Origin of the sequence: Phaeovulum sp., from assembly GCF_041596715.1 — a bacterium.
Lineage (GTDB): Bacteria > Pseudomonadota > Alphaproteobacteria > Rhodobacterales > Rhodobacteraceae > UBA6213.
This window is the reverse complement of the sequence record NZ_JBFHIA010000003.1, coordinates 24,914-37,292: the sequence shown is the minus strand read 5'-3', so window position 1 is coordinate 37,292 and position 12,379 is coordinate 24,914. Positions and strand designations below refer to the sequence as shown.

The 12,379-nt window shown below is 62.3% G+C and carries 8 protein-coding genes and 1 pseudogene; 1 reads left to right on the top strand and 8 read right to left on the bottom strand.

What is annotated here, in order from left to right:
• Together ABY403_RS00690 and argS are read right to left on the bottom strand one after the other, a co-directional pair.
• Positions 1 to 311, bottom strand: a pseudogene (locus ABY403_RS00690) (SPOR domain-containing protein); the annotation flags it as partial.
• A gap of 85 nt (positions 312 to 396) precedes the next feature.
• A complete protein-coding gene (argS, locus tag ABY403_RS00685) occupies positions 397 to 2,139 on the bottom strand; it encodes an arginine--tRNA ligase (RefSeq protein WP_372837575.1) in 1,743 nt (580 codons plus the stop codon).
• Positions 2,140 to 2,445: 306 nt separating this feature from the next.
• On the opposite strand from argS, the gene ABY403_RS00680 reads away from it, so the two are divergent.
• Positions 2,446 to 4,014 (top strand): DEAD/DEAH box helicase, encoded by a 1,569-nt coding sequence (locus ABY403_RS00680; RefSeq protein WP_372837574.1) that lies wholly within the window; start codon positions 2,446 to 2,448, stop codon positions 4,012 to 4,014.
• Between the two features lie 80 nt (positions 4,015 to 4,094).
• Here the strand turns inward: ABY403_RS00680 and ABY403_RS00675 are convergent, their stop codons facing one another.
• From ABY403_RS00675 to nuoL, 6 genes are read right to left on the bottom strand one after another with little or no spacing between them, the layout of a single operon-like run.
• Positions 4,095 to 5,777 (bottom strand): ribonuclease J, encoded by a 1,683-nt coding sequence (locus ABY403_RS00675; protein WP_372837573.1) that lies wholly within the window; start codon positions 5,775 to 5,777, stop codon positions 4,095 to 4,097.
• A complete protein-coding gene (locus ABY403_RS00670) occupies positions 5,774 to 6,553 on the bottom strand; it encodes a type III pantothenate kinase (RefSeq protein ID WP_372837572.1) in 780 nt (259 codons plus the stop codon). Before ABY403_RS00670 ends, ABY403_RS00675 begins: the two co-directional genes overlap by 4 nt.
• A gap of 17 nt (positions 6,554 to 6,570) precedes the next feature.
• Positions 6,571 to 7,332, bottom strand: coding sequence for a biotin--[acetyl-CoA-carboxylase] ligase (locus ABY403_RS00665; protein WP_372837571.1), 762 nt, complete (start codon positions 7,330 to 7,332; stop codon positions 6,571 to 6,573).
• Positions 7,322 to 8,761 (bottom strand): NADH-quinone oxidoreductase subunit NuoN, encoded by a 1,440-nt coding sequence (gene nuoN / locus ABY403_RS00660; protein WP_372837570.1) that lies wholly within the window; start codon positions 8,759 to 8,761, stop codon positions 7,322 to 7,324. Before nuoN ends, ABY403_RS00665 begins: the two co-directional genes overlap by 11 nt.
• A 12-nt stretch (positions 8,762 to 8,773) precedes the next feature.
• The gene (locus tag ABY403_RS00655) at positions 8,774 to 10,309 is read right to left on the bottom strand and encodes an NADH-quinone oxidoreductase subunit M (RefSeq protein WP_372837569.1); all 1,536 of its coding nucleotides are present in this window, start codon (positions 10,307 to 10,309) and stop codon (positions 8,774 to 8,776) included.
• Positions 10,309 to 12,378 carry an NADH-quinone oxidoreductase subunit L gene (gene nuoL / locus ABY403_RS00650; protein ID WP_372837568.1) on the bottom strand — a complete coding sequence of 690 codons (2,070 nt, stop codon included), beginning with the start codon at positions 12,376 to 12,378 and terminating at the stop codon, positions 10,309 to 10,311. The genes ABY403_RS00655 and nuoL overlap by 1 nt, the downstream gene beginning before the upstream one ends.
• Between the last annotated feature and the right edge of the window lies 1 nt (position 12,379).

Here is a 12,379-nt window from a genome sequence, read left to right as displayed (position 1 = left end):
GGTGCCGCAGGCGCAGTGCCCCCTGCGGCCACCGCGGTGACCGACAGGCCGATATGGCGCGCAAGCTCGCCCCCCGGATCAGCCGGTGCAATCCGCGCCGGGCCATCAAGTGCGCGCAAGACCGGCACACCGGCCACATCGCGCACCGCCAGCCGGTAGCCCCAGACCGCAAGCCCCAGCATGAGCGCCAAGGACACCAGCACCGCCGCCGCGTTGAAAAGCCCAGACACCCGCATGCCTGCTGGCTGCGCCTCGGACGCATCTGCGCCAAAGCCCGCGACACCGCTATTGCGGAGGGGAATGCTCGCCATGCCTGCCTCGCTGCCGGTTTTCCGGCTTGCTCTTATATGCCGGGGTCCCCGGCCTGCCTCGAAACCCCGCCGCTTGCGCCCTGTATCAGCGCATTTCCTCGGCAGGGGTTACGCCAAGAATAGCAAGACCTGCGGAAATAACAACGCCCGCGGCCCGCGCAAGGGCGATTTTCGCCTGCGATGTGGCAACATCCGCCTGCAAAAAGCGCAGACCCGGCTCGTCATTGCCGCGATTCCAGAGGCTGTGCAGGTCCGAGGCCAGATCGTAAAGGTAAAAGGCGATACGGTGCGGCTCGTGCCCCTTGGCCGCAATCTCAACCAACCTCGGCCATTCGGCGATGCGCTTGGCCAGCGCCAGTTCGGCCTCATGCCCAAGCCCAGAGAGATCAGCCCCCGCCAGCGCCGCATCCGACACATCAATGCCCGCCTCGGCGGCCTTGCGCAGCACCGAACACACCCGCGCATGTGCATATTGCACATAGAAAACCGGGTTGTCCTTGGACTGTTCCAGCACCTTGGCGAAGTCGAAATCCAAAGGCGCGTCGTTCTTGCGCGTCAGCATCACGAAGCGCGTGACATCGGCCCCCGCCTGCTCGACTACATCGCGCAGGGTCACATAGGTGCCCGCGCGCTTGCTCATCTTGAACGGCTCGCCGTTCTTCCAAAGCTTCACCAACTGGATCAACTTGACATCAAGCGGCACCCGCCCACCCGAAAGCGCCGAAACCGCCGCCTTCATGCGCTTGACGTAACCGCCGTGGTCCGCCCCCAGCACGTCGATCAACTGGTCGAACCCGCGTTCGATCTTGTCGAAGTGATAGGCGATATCGGGCGCAAAATAAGTCCAGCTCCCGTCCGATTTCTGCACCGGCCGGTCCTGATCGTCGCCATGCGCGGTCGAGCGGAACAGAGTTTGCACGCGCGGTTCCCAATCTTCCGGGGTCTTGCCCTTCGGCGGCTCGAGCGTGCCTTCGTAGATCAGCCCCTGCGCGCGCAACTCGGAAATCGCCGTCTCGATCTTGCCGGTGCCGTAAAGCGCCTTTTCCGACGAGAACACATCCATATGCACGTTGAGCAGCGCAAGATCTGCGCGGATCATCTCCATCATCGCCTCGGTGGCGAAGCTGCGCAAATCGGCAAGCCAAACCGTCTCGGGCTGATCGAGCAGGCTTGCCCCATACTTCGCCTTCAGCGCTTCGCCAACCGCAATGAGATAGTCACCGGGGTAAAGCCCCTCGCGGATTTCAGGCGAAAGCCCGTTGGCCTCGCGGTAGCGCTCATAGGCAGAGCGCGCCAGCACATCGACCTGTGCGCCGCCATCGTTGATGTAATACTCGCGCGTCACCGCGTAGCCCGCAAAATCCAAAAGCGCCGCCAGCGCGTCGCCAAAAACCGCGCCACGCACATGGCCCACATGCATAGGCCCGGTCGGGTTGGCGGACACGAACTCGACGTTGACCCGCGCGCCCTGCCCGCCTTGCGAGCGGCCAAAGTCGATGCCCCCCGCCAGCGCCGACTTGACTACACCCTGCCAGAGGCCGGGTGCCAAGCGCAGGTTCAAGAACCCCGGCCCTGCGACCTCTGCCAGCAGAACGCGATCATCGCGCCGCAACCTTGCAGCCAGATCGTCGGCCAGCACCCTCGGGTTGACCCCGGAGGGTTTGGCCAGCACCATCGCCGCATTGGTTGCCATATCGCCATGCGCCGCATCTCGCGGCGGCTCTACCGCCACCGCATCGAACGCCAGCCCCGAAGGCAAAACACCCTCGGCCTGCATCTCTTCCAACGCGCCGACGACAGCGGCGCGGATATCGGCAAAAACGTTCATGCCCATCCCCTTCGTTGGCCACGGTCCTGCCAGAGCGCCCGCGCGCCGTCAATGCCAGCGCGCATTTACAAGCACCGGGGGCCAGCCCCCGGACCCCCGGGATATTTGAACTGAAGCATTTGCGCCTTCTGCTTCAGAAAGAAATATCCCGGGGTGCGGGGCGGCGCCCCGCTGCCGCCTGTGCAATTGACCTTTGGTGGTAATTGCTCTAGGCCACTATGGCCGCGATCGGCGGCATTGCACGGGACGCCCGGATTCTTGCGTCCCCTTACCCCATGCGGTCCGATACCGCATTCAAGGACGCTGATGACCAAGTTTTCCGACCTGAAGCTGGACCCTCTGGTCCTTTCCGCCGTTGCCGATGCCGGCTATGAAACGCCAACACCGATCCAGGAAGGTGCCATTCCCTTGGCGCTGGAAGGGCGCGACGTGCTTGGCATCGCGCAGACTGGCACCGGCAAGACCGCAAGCTACGTGTTGCCGATGGTCACGCTGCTTGGCCGTGGGCGCGCGCGCGCGCGGATGCCGCGCAGCCTTGTCTTGTGCCCGACCCGCGAGTTGGCGGCACAAGTTGCCGAAAACTTTGACACCTACGCCAAATACACCAAGCTGACCAAGGCGCTGCTGATCGGCGGCGTATCCTTTGGCGAACAGGACAAGCTGATCGACCGGGGCGTCGATGTGCTGATTGCCACCCCAGGTCGGCTGCTGGACCATTTCGAGCGCGGCAAGCTTTTGCTGAACGGCGTGTCGATCATGGTGGTGGACGAGGCAGACCGGATGCTCGACATGGGTTTCATTCCCGATATCGAGCGGATCTTCCAACTGACCCCCGCCGCCAGCCGCCAGACGCTGTTTTTCTCGGCCACCATGGCACCCGAGATCGAGCGTATCACCAAGACGTTCCTCAAGACCCCGGCGCGGATCGAAGTGGCGCGGCAGGCGAGTGCGTCGGAAACCATCGAACAGCGGCTCTATTCCATTCAGCCCGCCCGGCGCGACCAATCCGCCAAGCACAAACGCGATCTACTGCGCGCGCTGATTCGTTCGGAAGGCGCGGAGTGCACCAACGCGATCATCTTCTGCAACCGCAAGACCGAAGTGGACGTGCTGGCCAAGTCGCTCAAATCGCATGGCTTCAACGCAGCCCCCATTCACGGAGACCTGGACCAGAGCCAGCGCACCCGCACGCTTGACGGGTTCCGCGAAGGTTCGGTGCAGTTTCTGATCGCCTCCGATGTCGCCGCACGCGGCCTTGACATTCCGGCGGTGAGCCATGTGTTCAACTTCGACGTGCCCAGCCATGCCGAAGACTATATTCACCGCATCGGGCGCACTGGCCGCGCCGGGCGTGCGGGCCGGGCGTTTACCATTGCGACGCCTGCCGACGAAAAATATCTTGGTGCGATCGTCGCGCTGATCAAGACGCAGATCCCTGCGGGCACCCTGCCAGAGGGTTTCGCCATTGGTGCCGCTGCCGCAAGCGATGCACCGCATCCCCGCGACGAGAAACCTTCGCGCAGTGGTTCAAGTTCACGTAGCCGTGGCGGCGCATCGCGCACGCGCGGTGAGCGGGATGATCGCAACCGCGAGCGGCCCAAGCCCCTGCCCGAAGCCATCGAAGCGCCGGAAGTGGCCGATATCGTGGCCGTGCCGGAAGCAGCCGCAAGCCGGCCGCCGCGCCAGCCGCGCCCGGAACCGCGCGAAGATCGCGCGCCGCGTGACAATCGTGATCGGCGCGAAGGTGGCGGCAAGCCGGTGATTGGCATGGGCGACCATGTGCCAGATTTCATCTTGCGCAGTTTCCGCACCTCTACCCCGACCAATGCGAAAGAAAGCGATGCCGAGCCGGGCGAGGATAGCGCCAAGGGCTGATCGCACCGACACACAAGAAAACGCCCGCGCCGAAAGGCTGCGGGCGTTTTCTTTTATCTTCAGATGCTTGGCGTGTTAGCTCAATCAGCGATCAGGCGGCTGACGACCAGTGTCACCTCTGGCTTCTTGCCGATTTCTTCCATCGTCACTTGCCGCACGATGCGCCGGATCGCCTCGTCGAGCTTTTCATCAGACGCGATAACCTTGGCACCGGCACGCTCTAGAAACTCTGCGATTTCCGCCTCGATCATCTCGTCCAATGCGCCCCCGGATCGGCCGTTCGGGGCAAGCCCCATCAGCTCTACCCAAGCATCGCCCAGCGGCAAATCTTCTTCGTCCACGATCACCGTGATCAGAACATGGCCACCCATCGCCATACGCAAGCGGTCGCGCACCACACCGTCGAGCGCGCCGATCATGACCGAGCCGTCAAGATAGATGCGCCCGGTTTCGACATGTTCCACAACCTCGGGCATGTCGCCGGTCAGATCCAGCATGGTGCCGTTGGTTACCACTTCCGAGGCGATGCCCTTGGCGGTTGCGATGCGCGCATGTTCGCGCAGGTGGCGGTGTTCACCATGCATCGGAATCAGGATTTGCGGGTTTAGCAGATCATGCACCGCTTCCAGATCGGGGCGGTTGGCGTGGCCCGACACGTGGTAGAGCCCGCCGTGGTCGTCAACCACATTGACGCCCATTTCCGAAAACGCGTTCATGATGCGGATGACACCGCGCTCATTGCCCGGAATCGTCTTGGACGAGAACAGGAATGTGTCGCCGTCCTTCAGTTGCAACCCGAGGTATTTGCCGCGGCTAAGCTGCGCGCTGGCGGCGCGGCGTTCGCCCTGACTGCCGGTGACGATCAGCATCAGGCGGTTGCGAGCGATCTTTACCGCGTCTTCCGGCTGCAAAATCGGCGGAAAGCTGGTCAGCACGCCGGTTTCGACCGCCGCCGCGACCATCCGCTTCATCGCGCGGCCAAGCAGGCACACCTGCCGCCCCGCGGCCGTTGCGGCCTCGGCAAGCGTTTTGAGACGCGCCACGTTCGAGGCGAATGTGGTAGCCGCAACCATGCCTTCCTGCGCCGCAATCAACTCGGCCAACGGCACCGCGAGCGTGGTTTCCGATCTGCCGGGAAGCGGGCTGAAGACGTTGGTGGAATCGCAAACCAGAACCTTCACGCCCGCGCCTTCGCGTGCGACTTCGTGCCAAACCTGCGGGTTGAACGCCTCGCCCACGACCGGATTTCCGTCAAGCTTGAAGTCGCCGGTATGCACGATGCGCCCCGCGGGCGTGTCGATGACCAGCGCCGAGCTTTCGGGGATCGAGTGGCTGACGGGAACAAACTGCACCGCAAAGGGCCCCGCCTGCACCACTTCGGGGCGCGGCGCGTGAATGTTGAGCGCATCAGTCGGCAGGCCCGCCTCTTCAAACTTTAGTTCGGCCAGCCGCCCGGTGAACTTGCGCAGGTGCACCGGCACCTTCAGCCGCGCCCAGTAATGCGCCAAAGCCCCAAGGTGATCTTCGTGCCCGTGGGTGATAAAGATCGCCTCAAGCCTGCCTGCGTTCGCCTCGAGCCAGTCGATTTCGGGCATGATCAGATCGACACCCGGCGAGGTATCCATGTCGGGGAAGGTCACGCCCAGATCGACCAAGATCAGCCGTTCGGCACCCTCGGGCCCGTAGCCATAGACATAGGCGTTCATACCGATTTCGCCCGCGCCGCCGAGCGGCATGTAAATCAGCCGGTTTTTCTTTTTCATGCCGCCTGCGTCTCCATGTTGAAGCGGTGGATCAGCACCAGCCCATGCATTGTCAGATCGTCCTCGACTGCCTCGAACAGATCGAAGCCCGCGTCAAACAGCGCGGCCAGCCCACCGGTGGCGATCACCTTCATAGGGCGCGGACGCTCGCTCCTTATCTGGCGCACGATACCTTCCACAAGCCCGATATAGCCAAAATACACGCCCGACTGGATGCAGGCGACCGTATTGGTGCCGATTGCCACGGTAGGGTGCGAAATATCCACATGCGGCAGGGCCGCCGCGGCCATGTGCAGCGCCTCAAGGCTGAGGTTGACACCCGGTGCGATGACCCCACCGATATAGGCACCGTCGATGTCTACAACGTCGAAGGTGGTGGCGGTGCCGAAATCGACCACGATCAGATCGCCGCCGTAGCGATCGAACCCTGCGACCGTGTTGACCAGCCGGTCGGGGCCGACCGTGGTGCCCTGATCAACCCGCGGGGCCACCGGCAGCAGACAATCGGGCTTGCCCACCACCAGCGGGCGACAATCGTAATAGCGGTTGCAAAGCACACGCAGGTTGAACACCACACGCGGCACGGTAGACGAGATGATCGCCTCGTTGATCTGCGCATCAATCCGGCGCAGCGCCATCAGCCCGGAAAGCCAGACATAGTATTCATCGGCGGTGGTGCGGTGGTCGGTTGCGATGCGCCAAGTGGCTAGGAACTGCTTGCCGTTCCAGATCGAGAAAACGGTATTGGTATTGCCGCAATCAATGCAGAGAAGCATGTCCCACCCTCCGGGCGTCAAAAGAATATATCGGCCGCCGCCATGCTAACGCGACCTTGCGGCGTTTGCAGCACTATCGCGCCGCTTTCGTCGATGGTTTCAAAGATTCCGCTCTGCGCAGTTTGCCCGCTGCGCGCGGTCACGGCCTGACCAAGCCGCGCGGCGCGCGCCAGCCACGCGCTGCGGATTGGCGCAAAACCGAATGTTTCGAACTGCGCCTGCCAGCGCGCAAAGGCGGCGGCGAGCGGGGTCAGAAACGCCTCGGGGGTCAATTGCGCCCCGGCCTCGGTGGCCAAGGCCACGGGTGCCAGCGCGCCGGGTTCGAGGGTGCCGGGGTCGGGCGCTGCGGCAAGGTTCACGCCAATGCCGATCAGCAGTTGCGCAACCCCCTGCCCCTGCCCGTGGCTTTCGAGCAGTATCCCCGCCACCTTGCCGCCATTCAGCAGAACGTCATTGGGCCATTTGATTGCAAGGCGCGCATCAGGGCCTGCAACCGCCCCCAGCGCCTCGTGCAGCGCCAGCGCCGCCACAAAGGAATACAGCGCAGCTTCAGCAGGCGCGCAGTTGGGCCGCAACGCAAGGGTGGCCGCAAAATTGCCCGGAGGGTCGCGCCAGTCGCGGCCGCGCCGACCGCGGCCTGCGGTCTGGCGCAGCGCCAGCACCCAAGTCGGTGCCGCACCTGTGGCCAGCCGCGCCGCGGCCGTCATTGTGCTGTCAGCTTCGGCCAGAACGTGGCGCGCCACGCCCTCTGGCCAAGAACCTACACGGTCACTGCACAAGCGCCTGCGCCGCCGCCAGAGCCGGAGCTTCCAGCCCGAACAGGTTGGCAATACCAAGCACCATCACCAGCGCCGTCCCCATCAGCAACAGCCATTGCGGCGCGGGCATCCGCGTATCAAGCGCTTCAACCTCGGTGCCGAAGTACATGTAGTAAACGATGCGCAGATAGTAGTAGGCACCAATCACCGAGGCGATCACACCCAGCACCGCGAGCCAAGCCATGCCTGCATTGACCGCCGCCGACAGCACCGCGAACTTGGCGAAGAAGCCCAGCATCGGCGGCACCCCGGCAAGGCTGAACATCAGCACCAGCACCGCCAACGCCTTCAGCGGCGCGCGGCGCGCATATAGGTTGAGGCTGGCAATATCGGTGACCGGGGCGCCATCACGCTCCATCGACAGGATAAACGCGAAGGTGCCGACGTTCATCGTCACATAAATCGCCATGTAAAGCAGCATCGATTCGACGCCCTGCACCCCGCCAGCCGCAAGCCCGACGAGCGCGTAGCCCATATGCGCGATCGAGGAATAGGCCATCAGACGCTTGATGTTCGTTTGTGCGATCGCCGCGACCGCGCCCAGAAACATCGAGGTCACCGCCAACAGCGCCACGATCTGCGACCAGTCGCTGACCACGCCGCCGAAGGCATCAAACACCAGGCGCGCGAACAGCATCATCGCCGCGACCTTGGGCGCAGTGGCGAAGAACGCGGTCACCGGGGTGGGCGAGCCTTCGTAAACGTCGGGTGCCCACATGTGGAACGGCACCGCCGAGATCTTGAACGCAATGCCGGTGATCAGGAACACAAGACCAAACAGCAGCCCAAGGCTCAGATGCCCTTCCTGCGCGACACTCAGGATACCGGCAAAGCTGGTGGTGCCCGCAAAGCCGTAGACGAGCGAGGCACCATAAAGCAGGATGCCCGAAGAAAGCGCGCCAAGGACGTAGTATTTCAGCCCTGCCTCGGTTGACTTCACGCTATCGCGCCGCAACGCGGCCATGACGTAAAGCGCAAGCGATTGCAGCTCTAGCCCCATGTAAAGCGCCATCAGATCGCCCGCCGAGATCATCATCATCATGCCGACAACCGCCAGCAGAACGAGGATCGGGTATTCAAAGTGCATCAACCCGCGCCGGGCGAGATAATCGGCGCTCATCGCCAGCACGGCAGCGGCGGACACAAGCGCCATCACCTTGCCGAACCGCGCGAAGCTATCATCGATGAACATGCCGTGGAACGCGGTGCGCGCCGGTCCACCGCCAAAGGCCAGCGTTGCCGCCGCCGCCAGTAGCACCGCGACGCTGATCCAGAGGATCAGCCCCGCGCGCGCATCCTTGCCAGTCCAGACACCCGCCAGCAGCGCGACCAAGGCAAACACCAAGATCGAGAACTCTGGCAGGAAAACGGAGAAATCAGCGTAGGTCATTCAATTTCTCCTTCAGTGGACAGCCAAGTCCGCGACGCTCGCGGGCAGGCTGGCATGGTAGTCGGTTATTAGGGCCGTAACGGATGGCCCGATGAAGTCGGTCACGAGGCTTGGGTAGACGCCAAGCAGCAGCGTCATGACCACAAGCGGCGCGAAGATCGCCTTTTCACGTGTGCTCATGTCGGTGATCGATTTCAGGCTTTCCTTGATCAGATCGCCCAGCACCACGCGGCGGTAAAGCCAAAGCGCATAGGCAGCACTCAGGATCACGCCAGTCGTGGCGACCACCGCCACCCAGGTGTTGACCTGGAAGATACCCACAAGCGTCAGGAACTCGCCTACAAAGCCCGAAGTGCCGGGTAGGCCGACGTTGGCCATCGTGAAGAACATGAAGACCAGCGCATAAACGGGCATCCGGTTGACGATGCCGCCATAGGCCGCGATTTCGCGGGTGTGCATCCGGTCATAGATCACGCCGACGCAGAGAAACAGCGCACCCGAGATGAAGCCGTGGCTCAGCATCTGAAAGATCGCACCGTCAACGCCCTGCTGGTTCGCCGCGAAGATACCCATGGTCACAAAGCCCATGTGCGCCACGGAGGAATAGGCGATCAGCTTTTTCATATCGGTCTGTGCCAATGCCACCAGCGAGGTGTAGACAATGGCGATCGCCGAAAGCCACAGCATCAGCGGCGTCATGACTTCCGATCCGACCGGGAACATCGGCAGGCTAAAGCGCAAGAAGCCGTAGCCCCCCATCTTCAGCAGCACCGCCGCCAGCACGACCGAGCCTGCGGTGGGTGCCTGCACGTGCGCATCCGGCAACCATGTGTGCACCGGCCACATTGGCATCTTCACCGCAAAGCTTGCGAGGAAGGCAAGGAACAGCAGCGTCTGCATACCGCCGACAATCTGAATGCCCAGCAAGCTGAAGGTGTCCGACGCGAATTCGTGACCCAAAAGCTGAACGATGTCGGTCGTGCCTGCATCGAACCACATGGCGATCATCGCAACCAGCATCAGCACCGAGCCGAGGAAGGTATAGAGGAAGAACTTGAAAGCCGCGTAGATGCGTTCCTTGCCACCCCAGATACCGATGATCAGGAACATCGGGATCAGGCCAGCTTCAAAGAACAGATAGAACAGCACAAGGTCGAGCGCCACGAACACGCCGATCATCAGCGATTCCAGCACCAGCATCGCGATCATGTATTCCTTGACGCGCGTCTCGACGCCCCAGCAGGCAGCGATCGTCAGCGGCATCAGGAACGTGGTCAGCATCACGAACAGCACCGAAATGCCGTCTACGCCGAGCTTGTAATGCAGCCCCATGATCCAGGTGCGGTCTTCGACGAACTGGAAGCCGGTGTTGGATGGGTCGAACCCGCCCAGCAAGAACAGCGACACAAGGAAAGTGGCCCCCGTGGCCAGCAAAGCCACCCAACGGGCATTGCGGGCCGCCGCAGGGTCATCGCCCCGCAGGAAGAGCGCCAGCACCAGCGCCGCTACCAGCGGCAAGAAGGTGATGATGGAAAGCAGGTTTTCCATTAGTGTGCCCCTCCGGCAAGCACGGCCCAGAACATCAGCACAGCAATACCGATGACCATGGCGAAGGCGTAGTGGAACAAATAGCCCGACTGGAACCGCCCGGCGATCCGCGTAAGCCGCGGAATAAGCCCAAGGGCAATGCCGTTGATCAGCCCATCAATTGTGCGACCATCCCCCTTCTGCCACAGGAAACGTCCAATGGCTTTGGCGGGGTTGACGAACAGCCAGTCGTAAAGCTCGTCGAAATACCACTTGTTGAGCAAAAAGCGGTAAAGATGCGGTTGCAGCGCGGCCAGTTTGCGCGGCACTGCCGGCGCGGCGATATAGAACACCCACGCCGTGGCAAGACCCAAGAGCATGGCGATGAAGGGCGCAACCTTGACCCAATTGGGGGCGTGGTGCGCATCATCGATCACTGTGTTGTCTGGCGCAAAGAACACAGCCCCCTTCGGTGCGGTCGCCGCGGCATGTTCGCCTTCGGCAGGTGCGGCGTGTTCGGTTGCAGCAGGTGCGGCGCCCTCGGCCATGACCACCTCTTCGTGGCTTTCGATGCCGAAGAAGGCCGTCATCTTGGCGTGATCGCCAAAGAAGCTGCCATACCAAAGCATACCGGCGAAGACCGCCCCCAGCGCCAGCACGCCAAGCGGCACGGTCATCGTCCACGGGCTTTCATGGGCATGTTCGTGCGCATGGGCGTCGCCACGCGGCTTGCCCCAGAAGGTCATGAACATCAGCCGCCAGCTGTAGAAGCTGGTGAAGCACGCGGCCACGACCAGCGACCAGAAGGCAAAGCCGTTGCCGCTGGCAAATGCGCTTTCGATGATCGCGTCCTTCGAGAGGAAGCCAGCGAAACCGATCGTGGTCAGCGGAATGCCGACACCGGTGATGGCCAAGGTGCCAATCAGCATCGCCCAGAAGGTCAGCGGCACTTTTTTGCGCAAACCGCCGTAATTGCGCATGTCCTGTTCGTGGTGCATCGCGGTAATCACCGAGCCCGCGCCAAGGAACAGCATGGCCTTGAAGAAGGCGTGCGTCAGCAGGTGGAACATGGCAACCGGGTAGGCCCCCACCCCTGCGGCGACAAACATGTAGCCCAGTTGCGAACAGGTCGAATAGGCGATGACACGCTTGATGTCGTTTTGCACAAGGCCCACGGTCGCCGCGAAGAACGCGGTGGCAGAGCCGACATAGACGATCATCATCTTGGCGTCGGGCGCATATTCCAGAAGCGGCGACATCCGCACCACAAGGAACACGCCCGCGGTAACCATCGTGGCGGCGTGGATCAGCGCGGAAACGGGCGTCGGGCCTTCCATCGCGTCAGGCAACCATGTGTGCAGGAAAAGCTGCGCCGATTTGCCCATGGCACCGATGAACAGCAACACGCCGATCAGGTTGGCTGCGTTCCAGTGGGTCCAGAGAAACCCGATTTCGGTTTCCGCCAACTGCGGTGCCGCGGCAAAGATCGTGTCCATATCGACCGAGCGGGTCAGGAAGAACAGCGCGAAAATGCCAAGCGAAAAGCCGAAGTCGCCAACCCGGTTGACCACGAAAGCCTTGATCGCGGCGGCGTTGGCCGAAGGTTTCTTGTAATAGAAACCGATCAGCAGATACGAGGCGACGCCCACGCCTTCCCAACCAAAGAACATCTGCACGAGGTTGTCGGCAGTAACCAGCGCCAGCATCGCGAAGGTGAAGAACGAAAGATACGCAAAGAAGCGCGCCATGTAGGGCTGATCTTCGTTCCAGTTGGCGTCATGGTCCATATAGCCCCATGAATAGAGGTGCACCAACGCCGAGACGGTCGTCACCACCACCAGCATGATCGCGGTCAGCCGGTCGATGCGAATAGACCACGCGGTCTGCAAATCGCCCGAACTGATGAAGTTCAGAATGTGAATGTGCTGCGTTTCATCGATCGGGCCAAGAAACACCACCCAGGATAGGATGAATGACAGGAACAAGAGCCCGGTGGTCAAAACCATCGCGCCTTTTTCGCCAATCACCCGCCAGCCAAAGCCGCCAATGATCGCGCCGACAAGCGGAGCAAAGAGAATAATCTGTTCCATT